Here is a 19,420-nt window from a genome sequence, read left to right on the forward strand (position 1 = left end):
ATGATAGCAAAGAATAAGAGTAAAATATGTACACAGCAATGCAACCAGATCCCGTCCGTTTAGAAATATTCAAAAATCTCTATCAATTTATCGCCGAACAAATGGGTATTGTGTTACAAAACACAGCCACATCCGTGAATATCAAAGAGAGACTGGATTTCTCCTGTGCTATTTTTGACTCTTCTGGGTTATTAGTAGCAAATGCCCCCCATATTCCTGTACATTTAGGCTCAATGAGTGAAAGTGTTCGCAGTTTAATTAATGATAAAGGCGAGACTCTAAAATCAGGAAATGTCTATCTATCTAATAACCCCTATAATGGCGGAACCCACCTTCCTGATGTAACTGCAATTACTCCTGTATTTTTGGAAAGTAGTGAAAATACTCTATTCCCTACCCCCCTATTTTTTGTTGCTTCTCGCGGACACCAAGCAGATATTGGTGGAATTACTCCCGGTTCTATGCCTCCACACAGTACCACAGTAGAAGAGGAAGGAATTCTCTTTGATAATTTTCTCTTAGTTGAAGAGGGAAATTTTCGAGAATCAGCAGTCAAACAGCATCTCTCAAATCATACTTATCCGGCTCGGAACCCTGACCAAAATCTATCTGATTTAAAAGCACAAATTGCCGCCAATGAACGAGGAGTTCAAGAACTGCGGAAAATGGTTTCACAATACAGCCTTGATACTGTTCAAGCTTATATGAAATTTGTGCAAGCTAATGCTGAGGAGTCGGTTAGACGTGCGATCGCAGTTCTCAAGGATGGCTCGTTTACTTATAAAATGGACGATGATGCACAAATTCAAGTTAAAGTAACGATTCACCCAGAAAACCGCAGTGCTACCATCGATTTTACAGGAACTTCTCTACAACTAAATAGTAATTTCAATGCTCCCAAAGCTGTAACTCAAGCAGCAGTCTTATATGTATTTCGTACTTTAGTTGATGATAATATTCCTCTCAATGCCGGGTGTCTTAATCCTTTAGAAATTATTATCCCGGTTGGCTGTATGCTCAACCCAACCTATCCAGCCGCAGTAGTAGCGGGTAATGTCGAAACTTCTCAAACCATTGTCGATGCTTTATATGGTGCTTTGGGTGTTATGGCTGCTTCTCAAGGAACTATGAATAATTTTACTTTTGGTAATCAGCAATATCAATATTATGAAACTATCTGCGGCGGCTCTGGTGCAGGAATTAATTTTGATGGCACTGATGGCGTTCATTCTCACATGACTAACTCTCGTTTGACCGATCCAGAAGTTTTAGAAACCCGTTATCCTGTACTATTAGAAAGCTTTAGTCTTCGCCCTGACAGCGGTGGCAAAGGAAAATATTCGGGTGGTAATGGAGTTGTCCGCCGCATTCGATTTCTAGAACCGATGACAGCTAATATTCTCTCTGGTCATCGGCTTGTTCCTCCCTTTGGATTAAATGGCGGGGAAGCAGGAAAAGTCGGAAGAAACTGGATACAACGTCAGAATGGAATTGAAGAAAATTTAGACAGTACAGCAACAGTAGAGATGAAAACGGGAGATATTTTTGTAATAGAAACTCCTGGCGGCGGAGGCTTTGGTAAATTCTCTTAAGAATCAAAAATTGCTATAAGCTGGCTTCAACTTCCCCAGAAAATTGAGCATGGCTGCAACCACAGCATCCGGCGACTCAATCAAGAAGCCGTGACCACCACGTTCGATGACTACAAGTTCGGCATTGGGAATACCTTGAGCAAGTTGTTGAGAAAACTTTAGCGGAGTGAGAATATCTTGTTTACCAACCATAACTAAGGTAGGACAATGAATTTGTTGGAGGCGGTTTATTGTGTCACTACTAAGGATGGCTTGGCTGTGATGATAGAGTGAATGAGTTGCAGGTGGGAAAGGATATCTGATCGCAAATTCAATCAGACCTTCAATCATGTCAGGAATTGAGTAGAACGCATCTGTAAATATCCAGGGCAATATGACTTTTTCATAAAGTTTTAGGTCTACATTACTAGGAAGTTCGCCCCAAGTCTCAATGATGCTGTTGAATAATGCATCACCTTTTGCTAAAGATGAGAGTAGCATCAGACTTTTTACCTTTTCAGGGTGTGCTAACACTAACTCTTGGGCTATCTGACTACCCATTGAATGACCTGCTAGATGCACCCTATCGATTCCGATGCGATCGAGCAATGCTGCAACGTCACTAGCCATCTGCTTCAGACTATAGGGGTTTTCGGGAGCAGAACTTCTCCCCATACCTCGGTTATCCAAGCGAATGACTTGATACTGCGAAACCAGCGATGGCATAATCAGCGACCAATAAGCATGATCGCAAAGAAAGCCAGCTATTAATAGTAAAGGCTCACCCGTTCCCTTAATGTCGTAGAACAAATCAATCCCGTTAATCTGAACCTTGGGCATAGTAAATGATTCTGCTAAACCTTATTTTTAAGTAGGGATAGACAAGACTAAACTCCTACGTCTTGAATTTCTCGTCCACCGGAATCTGATAGCCATTGGCCAGGCGATTGGTCATATTGGCAGTAGCTGCGATCGCCATTAGTTCCCCGAACATAGTATCATTCATACCCTTGGCACGCGCTGCCGCTGTGTGCGAGGCGATGCAATACTCACAGCCATTCGTTGCACTCACAGCAATATAAATCAGTTCGCGCATCAGTGGATCGATCTCACCAGGGCTAACCATCACTTCTTTTAACGCTTGCCACGTTCGTTGCAGAGTGGGAGGATGGTTGGCTATGGCTTTCCAAAAGTTATTGATGTAGTCATTTTGACGTGTAACGCGGATGTCGTCATACACTGCACGTACTTCGTCGCTGGCATCTTCGTATTCAATCAGCTTAGTCATGTTTTAATTCCATATAGTTTCCCCAGCGAGTGGGAACCCCTAGATTGTAATACTGAGTTGCAATTAAAGATAGTAAGATCATGTCCCTTTGACATACCGTCTACAAACGACTTGGCATAGACTAGCATTTCTTGGGCGATCTACTAGAACAGACTAAACAGGAAATTTACACTATCTTGTCAGAGAAATAGGTGGGGTAGTCCATGAAAAAATTCCTACAGCGTATTAAAGCATTATTCAAACGTATCCTCAAGAGGTCTGCATCCAATTCTCAGCAACCATCGCCTCTAAGAAATACTCGATTAGAAACTTCTATTCCAACCGTTTCTCCCCGATGGGAGTCTGCTTTGGTGCTTGTGTGTTCGCAATGTGCAAACGAGCAGTTAGGCTCAACCGCTTCCGAAGCCTTAGAGAATTGGTTGAAATCTCGTTTAAAGTTTGAGGGATTATGGGGTGATTTTCGAGTAGTTAGCACCAGTTGTTTAGGAGTTTGTCCCCGCATGGGCATTACTGTAGTTATTGTAAGTAATCGAAGTCACGGGAATAGTCCATGCTTAATTGTAAATCCTCGGAGCGATCGCGAACTTCTCTATTCATATATCAAGCAGAATAAAGACTGACTGCAAAGGTTGTTTATCTTGCACTATATTTTACTCAAGTGGCAAATAAAAAAGGGTGTGAATATTTTAATTCACCCCTTTTTTCCGGTCATAAGGGAGGTAAAGAATACTTATCCAACCCGTATTAGTGTTATTCCAATCTCAAGAATTATTCTTTTAAACGAGGTATATTTGGTCTGACAAAGGTAGCTGAGGAGTTAGCACTTCGGGCATTAGTGCTTGAAGAAGCAGTAGTTGGCGAACTGAGATTCAAGAAATCGATGAGTTTAAGGGTACGATTACGAATTTTCCAGCGTCCATTTCTATTGACGACTTGATCTTCATAAGTGCCATTAGCAACATCAATGCTGGTTTCCGAGCGTTTGTGAGTCGCATGGAGGTAAGAAGTCATCGTTGCTTGATTATTTTGAACTGAAATGTTTATTGTACCCATCAAGTGTTGAGTAGCTGTATAACCATTTCCTTGAAATACTGAATAGACAAAATCTGCCCAAGAATCTGTCCCATAATTTGTTTGAGTTGCCCCATCAGGAAAAATGGCGGTGAGGACTGAATCTTGAGTAAAACAATCCCGATAAATATTTTTTCCTTCTTGGAGATTTCCTCTACCAATAGCGTCAGTTCCCAGAGCGTAACAGGATGTTAATTTTTGAATTTCTAGTTCTGCGTTAGGTTGAGCCGCACTTGCTAGTTCAAACTTACCTCCAACAAACAACACAAGAGTGACTGCAAGCACAATCAAGGTTATACGATTTAACAGGAACGAAATAGCCTTTGAAACTATTCCCCCATTTTCTCTTCTTTTTTCCACAAGATGACTTCCTTAATTATTTATGATTTTCGCATCTTGTACTTTCCCACAAACTAAAGTTTAGGCTAATAATTTTTAGCTTATGAAAACTGGCAATATGCTTGCATATTTTGCTAGCAATTATGTTTTATATCTGCTAGAAAAGCTCTTTTCTAGTAAATTACAAAGCTAGTATGTACAAGAATTGATGTATACAATTAGTTATAACAGTTAATCAATGAGATACAAGTGTTAATTGTAACTAAGTTTGTGTTGATTTGATTAAGTAATAAAGTTAGCACTTACATACTTCGATTAACAGCAAAATGAATTTCAGTTTGCCAATTTTCAGAAATTAAATAAAATTACTCTAGCAATCCTACAAAATTTGTGATATGCTCCTCAACTGCTTGGAGAAGGTGAGATTCTGCGGCTACAACTATCAAAAGTTCCTTATTCTCCCAAAATGGGAATAGAAATTATAAATTGTGTCCCTTGTCCCAAAACTGATTCACAAGTCAAATTTCCACCATGATTTTCAACTATAATTTGCCGACTAATAGATAATCCTAATCCCGTACCTTTTCCTACACATTTGGTAGTAAATAAATTCTCAAAAATACAGGATTTTACTTCTTCAGGCATTCCTTTGGCATTATCTTGAATCTTAATTACCACCATGTCATTATCTACTTGTAGATAAGTCTCAATAGTAATAATATTAGGATGCTTTTCTTCAATTTCTAAAAAATCACGGCCGATATTTGCTTCTTCTAAAGCATCGATTGCATTAGCAATAATATTCATAAATACCTGATTTAATTGTCCCAAATAGCATTTTACTAATGGGATATCTGCATAATTCTTAATAATTTTAATTGCTGGACGATTATGATCAGCTTTCAGACGATGTTGTAAAATCATCAAAGTACTATCAATACCTTCATGGATATTAGCTAACACTTTAGAGGTAGTATCAGCACGAGAAAAAGTACGGAGAGAGGTACTAATATTACGAATGCGCTGTGTCCCCACTGTCATACCATCAATCATTTTAGGTAAATCTTTTATCAGGAAATCTATATCTATCTCTTCGGCTTTTTCTTCAATTTCAGCGCCAGGATTGGGGAATTTTTCTCGGTACAGTTGCAGATAGTCTATTAAATCTTTAACAATATCTTTTGCTTGGGCAATACTACCTGTAATAAAACCGATGGGGTTATTTATTTCATGTGCTACACCTGCAACTAAATTACCCAGAGAAGACATTTTTTCACTTTGGATAAGTTGTAGTTGTGCCTCTTGTAAATCTTTTATCGATTCTTCTAATTCCTTAGATTTGTCTTGCGACTTTGTGTACAAGCTGGCATTTTCTATGGCAATAGCCATTTGAGAAACTAAGACTTTTAATACCTCTACCCTTTCTAGAACAAAAGCTCCTGATGATAACTGGTTTTCTAAATAAATAATACCAGTCAGCTGTGATTGGTACATAATGGGCAAACAAAAGATTGATTTTGTTTGAGATTTTTGGATATAGATGTCAAAATTAAAAGGCTCTGTAACTATTGCATCATTTAACACAATATATTGCTGAGTTCTAAGAACATAATTAATTACAGACAGCGGTAAATCTTGATAGGTTTCAACAGGAATAGAATGTAAAACCGTCACTACATCGTCAGTAGCATTTCCAGAAGCTTCAATATACAGGTGATTCTCTTTAAGTAAGAGTAGCACTGCTTTTTGTGCGGCAGCATTTTCTAGTAAAATTTGGATCAACTTACCCAGTAGATTTTCTAAAACAATTTCATTAGTAATCGCTTGTGAAAACTTGATGAATGCATTAAAATCTAGAAAATCGCTCAAGCTGCTATTGGTAGTAGTGTTAGTGGTAATATGAGTTGTATCAATTTTTGAGCTAGTGTTTTCTATGGTAGTAGTTTGTCCTACTAGAAAAACATACTTTGATTCTAAGTGTTTAACTTTAGCGATCGCACCCCAACGAATATAGGCATAATAGGCTTTAGTTATATAAGTTTGATGAATTAATTCTTTACCTAAAGACTGATAGAATTTTCCAGCTAACTCATAGGCTAAAGCTTCTTCTTGGAGAAAACCGTTTGCTTGAGATTTGGCAATCGAGTTTTCATAATAGTCCATTGCTTCAAGCTTTTGACCCAAAACCTGATACCGTTCTGCCTCGACGAGATAAAATCTGTGTAAGTGATTGGTGGGAGCATGAATAGCCCAGAGTTCCATCTTTTGCTGATTAGCTTGGACTTTTTCTAGAATAGCTTGCTTCTCAGACTCTTTAGCAGTATGATATACTGCTAAGTGGGCTAAAGAATCGTAAAAATAAAACACTGGAACAACAAACAAGCCTGTAACACCACCTAAAGATTTTTCTGCGATCGCAGCATTTTCCACAGCTTTAAAATACTCCCCAAATATGTAAGAGAGCATTAGCTTATTAACAAATAAGTGGTTAATTGTGTAAAGGTCATTTACTTGCTGATGAATTGGCAGCATACTTTCCTCGTCGTAAGCTTCTCCAATTAAACAGTCCACATTTTCAAAACTTCCTTTCAAGTTCAGAACTGTTTGCAAATACACTGAGTTCCAAGTGAAAGCTACTTGTTGCTTGATTTTTTTCAGCGAATCACAATAAGCTATCAGTTCTTTTTCTAGAACCCAAAGTTCCTTACCCAGCCAAAATGAATGATAGGGATAAATGTAACCACAATAACCAGCATATTCTAAATCTCCAGTCTCCAGACCACTAGAATATCCTGACATTGATGATGTTAATGTCTCTCTAATATGCTCTTTCCAATGCATAACATGGGCACTAACAACCGTCAGAATTTTCGCCTTGAGTTCTTCAGCATTAAATTGTGACACCAGACGTGAAGCTAATTTTCCAAATTTATAGCCAGAATCAATTTCTCCTTGAACTCCACAAAGAAGTAATCCATAAAGACTATAACCATAAGCAGATACAGCTGTATTTCCATACCTTAAGGACAAATTGACCATTTTACAAACAATAATTGGCATCATTGCCGGAGCAGTTTGAAAAGCCGCAGGGAGAACTCCCATTAATATTCTCATAGCTGCAATCTTGTTAGGATCGGTCATTAATGGTAAATTAATTAAATCTGCGATGGCTTTCCCTTTCAAAGAAACAGCAATTTCATCCATCCCCTGTTGAATATCAGTTGATGTCGGTTCGTCTGGAAAACTTATTCCTAACAATTGCAGAATTGATACTGCGGTTTGAATAGCTTTCAATTGCTTGCTTTGAATGATAGAAGCGATAATCTGTACTTCATAGACTTTCACTTTATCTAAAAGAATTTTTGCTTCTTGCTGCACCACCTCAGCCCATTTTTGCATCTGCTCAAAATCACCGCCCAGATAGGCTGCCTCTGCGGCTCCTTCATATAAACCAATGGTTAAGGTATATTCCGTTTGCCAAGCGTCTATATTTAAAAGCTCTATCCCATTTGTGAAGTATTTAAGAGCAGCTTCGTAAGCTGTAGAAGCTTTAGCTTTTCGCCCTGCAATTAAATTTAATCGTGCCAATTCAGTTTTTTCAGACTGCTCTATCAGGTTAACAATACCTACATTTAACTGATTGACGATATCAAAAATATTAGCTTCTATTTCCTCTTTAGGTATATTTTTAAGAAGCAATTGCCCAATTCTCAGGTGAGTAGATTTCTTAAGTTCTTCTGGAATTAAGGAATATGCTGCTTGCTGTACTCTATCATGCAAGAACTTGTAACCCACCCGTGAAGTGTCGAAATTTAAATTAACCGCTTCTTCTTGATTAAAAACTAAAGGAATGCGGTAAGCTTCACTTAAAGGCAGAATTAATCCCGCTTGCAAAGCTGAGTGTAAATCATTTGCTGTCAAAGAAGGTGATTTTTCATTGACTATCGATAAAACATCCAAACTAAATCTGTCACCCACACAAGCTGCTAATTTTAAAACATCTTGAGTGAACTGTGGTAGTTTTTCAACTCGGCTGGCAACTAATTCAACTACATTCTTATCGGTGATTCCAATTGCTTGAATATCCTCTAGACTCCATTGCCATTTAGCATTAGCAAAGTCAAACGTTAACAGTTTTTCTTGATGAAGTGCCTGAATTAGTTGTGTTATGAAAAATGGATTTCCACCTGTTTTATTACAAATTAACTCAGCTAGTTTAATAATTTCTTGATTAAAGACTTCTGTTTGTTCATCCTGCTTCACCTCTATTTTTTGAAGAGTTTCGGCAACTAGCTGAGTTACATTGCCTAAATTTAAGGGTTGCAATACAAGATTATTAACAACCATGCCACTATTCTTAATCTCTTCTATCTTTTGGATTAAAGGATGTGCTGAACTAACTTCATTATCCCTATATGCCCCAATAAATAAAAAATATTTGCTGTCTGTATCAGTTATGAGCAGTTGAATTAGATTTAAAGTAGCTGAATCTGCCCATTGCAAATCATCTAAAAAGATGACTAATGGGTGTTCTTTTTGAGTAAAAACTTGGATAAATTCTTTAAAAACATGATTGAAACGATTTTGTGATTCTGTTGCCCCAATTTGGGCAACTTCCGGCTGTGTCCCGATGATCAATTCTACTTCTGGAATTACGTCAGTAATAACTTTTCCATTTGTCCCTAAAGCTGATAATATTTTACTACGCCATATTTCTATTTTTTCATTATTCTCGGTCAGCAAATAGCGCATTAAATATGCAAAGGCTTGAATTAAAGAAGCATAAGGTATATTCCGTTTTAACTGGTCAAATTTACCAGAAATAAAGTACCCTTGTCTGCGAGTAATGGGTTTATTAACTTCATTGACTAGAACTGATTTGCCAATCCCAGAATAGCCAGAAACTAGCATCATTTCACTAGTTCCAGATGTCACTCGCTCAAATGCAGCTAAAAGTTCATTAACTTGTTCTTCACGACCATATAATTTTTGAGGTATTAATAACTGGCTCAATATATCCAAACGACCTGGCACAAAATCAGTGATAATTCCCTTAGTTTCTAACTGCTTAATACATGATTCTAAATCTGCTAATAATCCTGTAGCACTTTGATATCTGTCTTCCGCATTTTTTGCCATCAGCTTCATCACAATCTCAGAGATGGCGGTAGGAATTTGTGAATTTAATGATTGTGGGTTTCTCGCTTGAACTGCAATGTGACTATAAACTACTTCTAGGGGGTCTTGGCTAACAAATGGTGTTTTATCAGTGAGCATTTCATATAAAGTCACACCAAGAGAATAAAAGTCAGTACGATAATCAAGAATGCGATTCATTCTCCCAGTTTGTTCAGGAGACATATAGGCAAGTGTGCCTTCAACGCAGTTCGGGTTATTAAATTGGGGATTTTCCTTATTGAGACGGGAGGCTATACCAAAGTCAGCGAGTTTAACAATACCTGTCTGGGAGTTAATTATAATGTTATTAGGTTTGATATCTTTATGAATAATCTGATTATTATGCAAATAATCTAAAGCTTTAGTCAGTTGAATAGCAATTTTTAAATGGTTAATTAAGTCAAGTTTTTTTGTTTGGAGCAGTTGAGATAAAGACTGACCACCAAAGTCTTCTAACAATAATCCCACCCGGTTTTCAAAGGTTTCTAGACTGATAGCTTTAACTATATTGGGATGGTCTAAACCTTGCTGAATTTGATACTCATTTTTAAGGCGAGTAAAGGCTTCAAGGGTCGGATATTCATTTTTAAGCAGCTTGAGGATAACTCGCTGTTGCGTCTTTGGCGTTTGTGCTTGATAAATAATTGTTTGGATTCCTTCGTGGAGAGTCGAGTTGATTTGGTATCCAGTAAGATTTGGCATTGATTTTTGCCTGTAAAGTTATAAAATTAGCATCATCCCTGTTCTATCGTGAAAGGGGTTCTAGTTTAATTATTCCCAGTACTTAGAAAATTATTAACATTGCGCTTCGGTATCCAAGGGTTGTAAATTAAAAAGCGATTATTTCTTGGTAATGGAAACTAGCGGTTAAAATCTGACTGTAACTTTTACGCCAACCGCAGATAAGGACACTTCTGTAAAAATCCAGATGCCTTATTATGGGCATCCAAATTATGAGTATGCGTTGGCGTAGGTCGAATAATGCCACCAAATAGGTCATCCAACCCGTAAGGTGTGAAAAATTGCCATTGTCCTTGAGCATTTAGTCGAACTCCCACAGCAGTAGCGGTGTGCAGCCAATCTGCGATGCCATCCTCTGTACTAGTATAAGGTCTGCTACCAAGACGCCAACGAGCAAAACTGGCTTGATTTTTGACATCAAACTCGTCATCAGGAAATTGTTCTGTGAGAGTCGCCTTTGCCACTAGTTCTTGAGAACGGTTCCCCTCTATATCAAAGAATGCAATATCGAAATCTTTAATAATTAATCCACAGTCATTGCCAAAAATTGAAGACCAAACGGTGTTTCGGACTGCACCCCCGGCTAACCACCAGTTAGGTAGATTTAGTTGAGCGATCGCAGGTAATACTGTATTAATACGTGTATCAGCTAAAATCATCTGTAGGCGAGTGTTACTATTCATATCAAATTTCTGGGATTGTCAAGTAGAAGGTGAAAATATTATCATTCACATTTCATTAAACTTACGGTGTTAATAGTCCTGTTGTGACACTTGGCAGGTCAATGTTTATCAGGAGAACTTCGTAGTCATAGTATAAAGAAAACAGGTTAAACAGAAGGTTAAATTGTGAATTGAGAATTTAGAATTTTTATTTATGGAAGATTTATTTGCGCGACTAGAACGCACACTCAATCCTGAACTGCCTTCCTTAACAGAGTCACAACAAAAACTCCTACAAGAACTCAGTATTGATGAAAATCAACCCGGTACGATTTTGCATGACTTTCAAACTCTGATAGATTTCTTGCAACCAAACGGAGTGGAAGTTAGTAGTATTAATAACCTTCTACCGCTAAAAGTCCTATCAGAAGTTAATTCTCGGTTAAGTCACCCAATTGAAACTAAACTCAAACGCCCCGTACAGAAATCATACCCCTACATTAATGGACTATATCTGTTATTACGCAGTTCTGGAATAGCCCAAATTAGATCCCAAGGGAAGAAGCAGGTTTTAGTTTTAGATGCAGCAACTTTGCAATCATGGTCAAGCCTCAATCTAACAGAACGTTATTTCAACTTATTAGAAGCTTGGTTGATTTGGGGAAATAACGAAGTTTTGGGTGAACATCAAGATTCATTAGGTAATTTATTTAGATGTATTCAACTTTGGCCCCGCGTTCCAGATAAAGGTTTAAAATTTCCTAAATATGAAGATCAAAACAATATTAGTTATTACCCCGGACTGCATAATGTTGCCCTGTTAGAGTTATTTGGATTTTTATTTATCAAACATGGTAAACCACAAGAAGGCAAGGGGTGGCGTATTACTAGTTTACAACGCTTACCCTTTGGTGATGCTCTGTTGCAATTCCTTTTTCCATTGGGGATACGAGGAGAATTACAGGATGATGTGAATGTGAGTTTTGGAAAATTACAGTCACATTTTCAACCATTTTTTCCAGAATGGAAGCATAATTTACTTGTTCCTAAGCAAGGCTTCACCGATGGTATTTATATTTTCAAAGTATCTCTTTTTAAGGCTTGGCGACGCATTGCCATACCAGCAAAAAAACCATTAAGCTGGCTAGCAGAGATAATTCTTGATGCTTTTGACTTTGATTACGATCATCTGTATGAGTTTAGTTATAAAGACCATTTTGGTCGCATCATAAAAATTGGTCATGCCTATATGGAAACGCCCCCATTTGCTGACCAAGTGCAGATTGGTGATTTATCTTTAGAACCGGGTGGTAAAATGACCTATCTTTATGATTTTGGTGACAACTGGAAATTTGATGTGCAGTTAGAAGCAATTAATCCACCTGATCACAAAATCAAAAAACCGAAGATTTTAGAAGTCCACGGAAATGCACCTCAACAGTATTGGAGTGAGGATGATGAATCGGATGAATATGAAGAATGAGAAAGATTTAGGAAAGTTTAGATAATGAAAAGTTTCTCATATTCTCATATTTTCTGTTTCTGTCTATTAAAACCCGCTTTAAGATTGAGATAGTTTTAGTTACAATAAGGTGATACAAATTGTTAGGAGATAAAACCTGTGAGCCTTCCATATACTGGAGGTTGTCAATGTGGACAGATTCGTTATGAAATTAATGCCGAACCGTTAACACTTTACCTATGTCACTGTAAAGAGTGTCAAAAACAATCGTCCAGTGCCTTTGGTATGTCTCTTACAGTACTACGAGATGCTGTTGTAATTGTTCAGGGAAAACCGAAATCTTGGACTCGGAAAAATGATAGCGGACGTGAGGTTAATAACCTATTCTGTGGCGACTGCGGAACGCGATTGTTCCATGAAAGAACTTACAATCCAAATACTATCAATGTCAAAGCTGGAACCTTAGATGATACCAGTTGGTTACGCCCAGTAGGTAACATTTGGACACGCAGTGCCCAGTCATGGGTGATAATTTCAGACCAATTGCTCAACTATGACGGGCAACCAGAAGATACGCAGGCTTTATGGGAAAAATGGAAATAACAACATCCATAAATGCATAACTCATGATATTAGACATCATACTTATGATACTTAAAGTATCTAACTCATTACTGTACTAAAGAAGATAATAATCATAAAATTTTACTGGTAAAATGCTTTAATGAACATATTAGATTATTTAAAACAGTAATAGTAAACTCAAATTATAAGTTCAGTTTGTGTATCATATATAGTTCCACTTGTCTGCAAATCATTAATAAAGCTAACACACTATTAATATTTCACATGAAAAATTACTGGATATTTTCAATCAAGTAATGTAAGTGAAATTGGATAAGTAAGGCGATTTTGGTTCATTTTCAACACTTTTAACAGTTATTTCTAGACAAGCTTGATGAAAAACGATACACCGCGAGAATTGAACCCAGACCAAGAAATTGGACGCTTGATTGATGAGGTAATGTCTTCATCTCTGACTGATGAACAGTACCGCAAAAAAATGCAGCGACGCAAAGAAGTGCAAGACAAGCGCATAGCAGAAGCTGTACCAGAAAAAGGATTAATTATTGTAAATACTGGTAACGGTAAGGGTAAAACCACTGCGGCTTTGGGGATGGTGTTGCGATCGCTCGGTCATGGGTATAAAGTAGCGATCGTCCAATTCATCAAAGGTAGCTGGGAACCTTCCGAAAAAAGGGTCTTCAGTTATTGGGAAGACCAGATAGAATTTCATGCAATGGGCGAAGGATTTACCTGGGAAACTCAAGACCGCGATCGCGATCTTGACAAAGCTAGCGCCGCCTGGGAAAAATCATTAGAATACATCCGCAACCCAGACTTTCATCTAGTGTTGTTAGACGAAATCAATATCGCCCTTAAAATGGCTTATTTACCAGTAGAAGACGTTTTAGCCGGTTTGGCACAAAAACCCGCTAACAAACACGTTATTCTCACAGGTAGAGGCGCACCACCTGCTTTAATTGAGCGTGCTGACTTAGTAACTGAAATGACCCTAGTTAAGCACCCTTTCCGCGATCAAGGTGTGAAAGCACAACCGGGAATTGAATATTAAATCAGAATTCAGAATTCAGAATTCAGAATTGTTAAAAAACCAGGTTTCCGACTCAGCAGAGATTCAGAAATCTGGTTTTTAATTCTCGTATGTCATATCATGTCCGCTTGATTGCTTATTAAATCCAAAGAACCCCACCCCGCCAAAGCTACGCTTTGTCTCCCCTCCCCGCTTGCGGGGAGGGGTTGGGGGTGGGGTGTAATGACTGTGGTTAGCATAACTAATTATGAGGTACAAAGTTTTACTTCTGAATTCTGAATTCTGAATTCTACTGTAAGTTCCCTTTGTTACTTCTTATTCCAAAGACTTAAAAATGCTTGAGAGATGGCTGGGGTAATCTGACTTTGTAAGTGATTTAGTGCATCACGATGGTTTGCATTATTGTCATCATAATAAGTAAAAACATTCGTCAGCTTGACAATCTCAGGATTTTGATCGTTTGTCCCCCTCCATTTGTTAGTAACTTTGTGTAAAACGTCCTTGGGTAGATTTTGTTGTAAGTTATTTAACGCTGCAATGTAAGAAGGATTTTGAGGATTTTTTTTGAATTGGAAATACAAATCTATCAGCTTTACTTGTGTCTGAGGTTTGGGCTTATCTGTCAGACTAGATTGCTGTAGAATTTGCCGCTGTTCAATAGTAGCAATCCCATTTTCAGTTAAACCCTGAGATTTCTGAAATTTCTTGACTGCTGTATAAGTAGCTGGGCCATAAAAAGGCAAATCTTTTGGAATTTCGGCATTGGTTGCAAAACCGTGAAACTTCAATCTATTCTGAAGCCCTTTGACTGTTTCTTCCATGACAGTTCGAGTCTCTGCATCAGCATTACCATTAACCACAAGTTTTTGTGAATACTGTTTCTGAAACTTTTTAATCGCTTCTTCAGTAGGATCGTCTGTCAAAGAGTTGTTATTCCGCTTCCAGGGAGCAAATTTAGTGAGATCCGGCTTAGGATCAATCTCAGGAGCTAAATATCCCAATCCGATCAATATATGACGGATGACTTCAGGGCTACTAACGGCCATACTTTTTGGTTCCTTTGCGATTAAACTACCATTTAATGTATCTTGTTTTACAAAAATTAGGTAAGTAGAAATAAATAAATCTAACATTTCTTATTTGCAAGGCGTTCCGAAGGTTAAGCGATGTGTGACGACAAGCTGCAACTCTTTGAGACGTTCGACGTATGCGACTACAGAGAGTGAAAAAGAAAGAGATGCGATCGCTTATTCTCAACTATTAATGATACTACGTGTTACGGACACACAGATGTCCGCAGACAATTTTACAAAAGGCTTCAGGTAAATATTAGACCTCTTGCAAAAGTGCTTTTTGCAAGAGGGGGAAAAGGGTAAAGGTTAAAGGGGAAGGGGACAATACAGAACCTTTTCCCCTTCCCCTTGCCCTTTTCCCGACTTATGCAAGAAGTCTATTGGATATCATCGTCAAGGTAGCTCCAATCTCAAACAGCGCCAACGGCCATCGCAAAAACATCGCTCAATTACTACCAGAGAAAAAAGCAAACTCCCGGTTAATATTCCAGCGCTTCCCATCGTGAAGCAGCAAGGTTAATTTGTCAGCAGTAAACTCAAAATGCAACTGACGATTTTCAAATTCTGGCCAAGCAGCTTTAAAATTCTGCTTTGTTAAATCCCGAAATGCAACCGTTAAATGGGGTGCAAAAGGGCGGGTTTTAGAAACCTTGTCAACAATTTGCAAGTTGCTTTCTGTATAAGCCATTAAATCAGCTTGCAAAGTTAAAAGCTCTTGACTTCTGACGACATTAATGTATATGACACGAGGCGCAAAGGCATTAAACCCTTTTAGTGTAATTGCTACTTGCTGTTGTTCACTGGCAAACTCCTTCAAGGATGCTTCTAACACTGGCAAGTTATCATCTGCCCATTCAAAAGGCGGTTGCAGGGTAATATGAGGCGGAGACTTTAACGCTCCGCTACTAGTATAGCGCTCGGCAAAATACTGCTTAATCTCGTTGGCGTAGTCTTGAATATCTTGTGGTGGTAAAAGGGCGACAAAAAAACGGCTCATTCAATTTTGGATTTTAGATTTTGGATTATGAAATCATTGCTGTTGAGTATTGAACGGCAAACGCTCAAAGGATATTACAGATATAGCAGTGCGTTAGGCTAAAGCCATAACGCACTTCAATTAAGATTTATTGTATTTGATACTCTGAATCAGCACTGGGTACTTTACGTAGGCTGTCTGTTGTAACTGGAGTTAAGAAGCCGATGCCGTGGTTTGTAAAAATTGAAGAGGGCAAAGTCGATAAACCTACCTTTGACCAATATGTACCTGCTCACAAAGCTTACATTCGGGAATTGATTACTAAAGGACACAAAGCGCGAACAGGCTATTGGGTGGAGCAAAGAGGCGGGATGTTGCTGTTTGAGGCAGCCTCAAAGGAGGAAGCGGAAGCGATTGTGGCTGATGATCCCTTGGTAAAACACGGCTGCGTCAACTATCAGCTTTATGAATGGCGAATTGTTATGGAATGACACACACTTACTGACTTTTCATGTTATGGTTATTGAAGACCTGGATCTATGCGATCGCAACACCCAAATCTTGTCAGAACCGGAAGGTAGCAGCAACACGGGAGGCTTGTGGTAGGCGTAGTCTCCGGGTCGCCCTATTTTTAGGAGCCTTCAGCAACAATGCCTGGTTTTGGAGATATTGTTCAAAAAGCTTTTTACCTCGGTGTTGGATTAGCTTCTTACGCAGGTGAGAAAGCAGGGGGAAAATTAGCCGAAGTGCGATCGCAAGTCCAAAAACTGGCAGATGAAATGGTGGCAAAGGGCGAAATGAACACAGAAGAAGCCCGCCGCTTCGTTGAGGACATGATGAAGCAAGCCCAACAAGCCCAACCATCTGTTGAAACATCACCAGAAACGCCTCCTTCTCAACCTCGCCGCATTGAAATTTTAGAGGAAGATGAAGAGCCAACGGTCAAAGAAGCGTCAAATGATGAGAATGTAGATAAATTGCGCGATGAAGTGCTAAAGCTGCAAGACGAGTTAAAACGATTGCAACGTGATCGATAAAAAGCATTGTTTGAGCGCAATATTAAGTAATAAGTGGCATTTTGACATGACACTTCGGATAAAAACTTGATAAGATACATTGCCTAGTGTGTATTTTAGTGCTTCAAGCCAAATAACACAAAGCGTCCTGTTTATAGCCTGCAAAGGTGTCAAGTTTATGGAACAGTGGCAAAAAGATTTAGTAGAAATCGTCGAAACGGTGGCTGATGAAGTAGAGCGCTTCTTCCTGGGAATGAGTGAAGTGGTAGACGCATTTTTTGAGCTAACGGAAGAAGTCAGCGAGCAAGTACACAATAATATTGTTACGGAAGTCGATCAGTATCTACAGGATTTGGCTGAACCGATGTTAGAAGCTTACTGGGAACTGGAAGACATTGTAGCAGATGTAGATCCGGGTTTTCCTTATTCAGTTGAACCTACATCTGAAAAAAATCCTGCCTGTGTTGGTTGTAGTCATTACCACGGTCAAGTTTATGGTGGTAATTTATTAGTTTGTGCTATGCATCCCCACGGTTGTGAAGATGAGCATTGTCCAGACTGGGAGAAGGAAGAGTATTGAGGGGGAGTTAGGAGTTAGGAGTTAGGAGTTAGGAGTTAGGAGTTAGGAGTTAGGAGTTAACAAGCTACAAAATTACTAAAAGGACGTAAAGATAAGTAGAATAACTAATGACAAATGACAAATGACAAATGACAAACCAAGAAATGAAGTATGGCGAACGCGACATTGCAGAAGGTAAACTAATTACCTTTCCGAATCCGCGTGTGGGGAGGCGATATGACATTAACATTACTTTACCGGAATTTACTTGTAAATGTCCGTTTTCCGGCTATCCTGACTTTGCGACAATTTATGTTAGCTATGTGCCTGATGAACGGGTAGTGGAATTGAAGGCGCTCAAACTTTATATTAATAGTTACCGCGATCGCTATATTTCCCACGAAGAATCTGCCAATCAAATTTTAGATGATTTTGTGGCTGCTTGCGATCCGTTGGAAGTCACGGTGAAAGCAGATTTCACGCCTCGCGGTAATGTACATACTGTAGTTGAAGTGCGTCACCAAAAGTAACATCATTGCTGATGAGCGCAGATGGCATTAATCAGCTTCATTCAGCAATTTTCTTCACGGCAGATTGCACTTGAAGCACAACTTTTTTTGATAAAGGAATATACCCAAGTTCCAAACTGGATTTTTGCCCGTCAATCACAGCCCAATTCACAAAGTTTTTCAGTGCTTGAGCTTTGACTCGGTTTGGATATTGGTGATACGTTAAAAGCCAGCTGTAAGTGACAATGGGATAGGACTCGGCACCTGTAGGATCGGTGATAAAAGCAATCAAGTTATCACCTGGTAATTTCACTGCTTCTAAAGTTTGTGCTACAGATTCTGGTGTCGGCGCAATATAATTACCAGATTTATTTTCTAAAGTAGCCACAGGAAGGTTATTTTGTTTGGCATAAATGTATTCTACATAGCCAATAGCTCCTGGTATCTGTTGAATCAGGGCGGTAACACCTTCGTTACCCTTTCCACCAACTCCCACTTGCCATGCTATCGATTTACCAGCCCCAATTTTGCTTTTCCATTCTGGACTTATGGCGCTTAGGTGTTGCGTAAACACGCTTGTAGTTCCACTACCATCAGTTCGGTGGACAACTTGAATTGGTAAATCGGGCAAACTTACCCCTGGATTAGCTGCGGCTATTTTAGGATGATTCCAATTCGTAATTTTTCCGAGAAATATATCTAAGTAAACTTGGCGTGGTAGCCTGAGAGCAGGTGGCACATTGACTTGAGGCGACTGCTGTGAAACTGTTGTGAGGTTATAAGCCAGCACAATAGAACCAAGCAGTTATTGGCAAAGCAATGACTCCCCGTTTGATCTTGGCTGCTTGTTCTCTTGTAATTCCCACATCACTAGCTGCAAAATCCACAGTACCGTCGATGAGCTGTTGCACTCCAGCACTACTTCCTATAGCTTGATAGTTAATTTGTATATTGGGATTTCGCTGGTTGTAATCTGAAAGCCAGCGCTCATACAAAGGTGCGGGAAAACTTGCCCCAGTACCAACAAGGGAAACACGCTTTATGTTTTTTTGCTCGCCAGCGCAAGAAGCAATACTCAACAAGATAGCGATTAAAGGTAGAAGGCAAACCCGTCCCTGAGATTGAAGTTTGGCAGACATAGAAATTTTTTGTTCCAATTTTTAATAAATACCTCTAGTAATTTCAATTTGTAGGCGTGTGTGTGGGCGTAATTAATTGTAAATAACTTTGAAACGCAGAGGGACGCGGAGGTTAACGCAAAGGTACGCAAAGTAATCCTCTGCGTTCCTCTGCGATTTCCTTCTCTGCGAGACGCTGACGCTCCTAACGTCGCTACCGCTTCGCTAATGCGAATGCGCCC

The 19,420-nt window shown here is 38.9% G+C and carries 16 protein-coding genes, 1 other RNA gene and 1 pseudogene; 10 read left to right on the forward strand and 8 right to left on the reverse strand.

Annotated features, from left to right (window positions below; translation table 11 throughout):
• The first annotated feature begins 26 nt into the window (after nt 1-26).
• Nucleotides 27-1,592, forward strand: a complete 1,566-nt coding sequence (locus tag QUD05_RS07880) for a hydantoinase B/oxoprolinase family protein (RefSeq protein ID WP_289795583.1) — start codon at nt 27-29, stop codon at nt 1,590-1,592.
• A 3-nt stretch (nt 1,593-1,595) separates the two neighbouring features.
• Here QUD05_RS07880 and QUD05_RS07885 read toward each other — a convergent pair whose 3' ends face one another.
• Together QUD05_RS07885 and QUD05_RS07890 are read right to left on the reverse strand one after the other, a co-directional pair.
• Entirely contained in the window at nt 1,596-2,411 is an 816-nt protein-coding gene (locus tag QUD05_RS07885) for an alpha/beta fold hydrolase (RefSeq protein WP_289795584.1), read from the reverse strand.
• Between the two features lie 55 nt (nt 2,412-2,466).
• The gene (locus QUD05_RS07890; RefSeq protein WP_289795585.1) at nt 2,467-2,859 is read right to left on the reverse strand and encodes a carboxymuconolactone decarboxylase family protein; all 393 of its coding nucleotides are present in this window, start codon (nt 2,857-2,859) and stop codon (nt 2,467-2,469) included.
• Nucleotides 2,860-3,062: 203 nt separating this feature from the next.
• Here QUD05_RS07890 and QUD05_RS07895 point away from each other — a divergent pair, with 203 nt between their 5' ends.
• On the forward strand, nt 3,063-3,479 hold the full coding sequence (locus QUD05_RS07895) for a (2Fe-2S) ferredoxin domain-containing protein (RefSeq protein ID WP_289795586.1): 417 nt from the start codon (nt 3,063-3,065) through the stop codon (nt 3,477-3,479).
• Nucleotides 3,480-3,627: 148 nt separating this feature from the next.
• Here QUD05_RS07895 and QUD05_RS07900 read toward each other — a convergent pair whose 3' ends face one another.
• The 3 genes from QUD05_RS07900 to QUD05_RS07910 all read right to left on the reverse strand — a co-directional run bounded on the left by QUD05_RS07900 (nt 3,628) and on the right by QUD05_RS07910 (nt 10,871).
• On the reverse strand, nt 3,628-4,290 hold the full coding sequence (locus tag QUD05_RS07900; protein WP_099102184.1) for a nuclear transport factor 2 family protein: 663 nt from the start codon (nt 4,288-4,290) through the stop codon (nt 3,628-3,630).
• 432 nt (nt 4,291-4,722) lie between these two features.
• Nucleotides 4,723-10,149, reverse strand: coding sequence for a trifunctional serine/threonine-protein kinase/ATP-binding protein/sensor histidine kinase (locus QUD05_RS07905; protein ID WP_289795587.1), 5,427 nt, complete (start codon nt 10,147-10,149; stop codon nt 4,723-4,725).
• 185 nt (nt 10,150-10,334) lie between these two features.
• Nucleotides 10,335-10,871 carry a nucleotidyltransferase family protein gene (locus QUD05_RS07910; RefSeq protein ID WP_289795588.1) on the reverse strand — a complete coding sequence of 179 codons (537 nt, stop codon included), beginning with the start codon at nt 10,869-10,871 and terminating at the stop codon, nt 10,335-10,337.
• A gap of 193 nt (nt 10,872-11,064) precedes the next feature.
• On the opposite strand from QUD05_RS07910, the gene QUD05_RS07915 reads away from it, so the two are divergent.
• The 3 genes from QUD05_RS07915 to cobO all read left to right on the forward strand — a co-directional run bounded on the left by QUD05_RS07915 (nt 11,065) and on the right by cobO (nt 13,948).
• Entirely contained in the window at nt 11,065-12,333 is a 1,269-nt protein-coding gene (locus tag QUD05_RS07915) for a plasmid pRiA4b ORF-3 family protein (RefSeq protein WP_289795589.1), read from the forward strand.
• 138 nt (nt 12,334-12,471) lie between these two features.
• A complete protein-coding gene (locus QUD05_RS07920; RefSeq protein WP_289795590.1) occupies nt 12,472-12,915 on the forward strand; it encodes a GFA family protein in 444 nt (147 codons plus the stop codon).
• 355 nt (nt 12,916-13,270) lie between these two features.
• A complete protein-coding gene (gene cobO / locus QUD05_RS07925) occupies nt 13,271-13,948 on the forward strand; it encodes a cob(I)yrinic acid a,c-diamide adenosyltransferase (protein WP_289795591.1) in 678 nt (225 codons plus the stop codon).
• Nucleotides 13,949-14,235: 287 nt separating this feature from the next.
• On the opposite strand, the gene QUD05_RS07930 is transcribed toward cobO, so the two are convergent.
• Both QUD05_RS07930 and QUD05_RS07935 read right to left on the reverse strand, forming a co-directional pair.
• On the reverse strand, nt 14,236-15,060 hold the full coding sequence (locus tag QUD05_RS07930) for a peptidoglycan-binding domain-containing protein (RefSeq protein WP_289795592.1): 825 nt from the start codon (nt 15,058-15,060) through the stop codon (nt 14,236-14,238).
• A 385-nt stretch (nt 15,061-15,445) separates the two neighbouring features.
• Entirely contained in the window at nt 15,446-15,997 is a 552-nt protein-coding gene (locus tag QUD05_RS07935) for a 2'-5' RNA ligase family protein (protein ID WP_289795593.1), read from the reverse strand.
• Between the two features lie 203 nt (nt 15,998-16,200).
• On the opposite strand from QUD05_RS07935, the gene QUD05_RS07940 reads away from it, so the two are divergent.
• The 5 genes from QUD05_RS07940 to queF all read left to right on the forward strand — a co-directional run bounded on the left by QUD05_RS07940 (nt 16,201) and on the right by queF (nt 18,081).
• The gene (locus QUD05_RS07940; protein WP_289795594.1) at nt 16,201-16,467 is read left to right on the forward strand and encodes a YciI family protein; all 267 of its coding nucleotides are present in this window, start codon (nt 16,201-16,203) and stop codon (nt 16,465-16,467) included.
• Nucleotides 16,468-16,504: 37 nt separating this feature from the next.
• An RNA gene (gene ffs / locus QUD05_RS07945) (signal recognition particle sRNA small type) lies at nt 16,505-16,601 on the forward strand.
• A 25-nt stretch (nt 16,602-16,626) separates the two neighbouring features.
• Entirely contained in the window at nt 16,627-17,013 is a 387-nt protein-coding gene (locus QUD05_RS07950) for a phasin family protein (protein ID WP_289795595.1), read from the forward strand.
• Between the two features lie 157 nt (nt 17,014-17,170).
• The gene (locus QUD05_RS07955; RefSeq protein WP_289795596.1) at nt 17,171-17,572 is read left to right on the forward strand and encodes a hypothetical protein; all 402 of its coding nucleotides are present in this window, start codon (nt 17,171-17,173) and stop codon (nt 17,570-17,572) included.
• A gap of 128 nt (nt 17,573-17,700) precedes the next feature.
• A complete protein-coding gene (gene queF, locus QUD05_RS07960) occupies nt 17,701-18,081 on the forward strand; it encodes a preQ(1) synthase (protein WP_194046690.1) in 381 nt (126 codons plus the stop codon).
• A 37-nt stretch (nt 18,082-18,118) separates the two neighbouring features.
• Here queF and pstS read toward each other — a convergent pair.
• Nucleotides 18,119-19,199 (reverse strand): annotated as a pseudogene (gene pstS, locus QUD05_RS07965) (phosphate ABC transporter substrate-binding protein PstS).
• Nucleotides 19,200-19,420: the final 221 nt, after the last annotated feature.

This window comes from Nostoc sp. GT001 (assembly GCF_030382115.1).
Lineage (GTDB): Bacteria > Cyanobacteriota > Cyanobacteriia > Cyanobacteriales > Nostocaceae > Nostoc.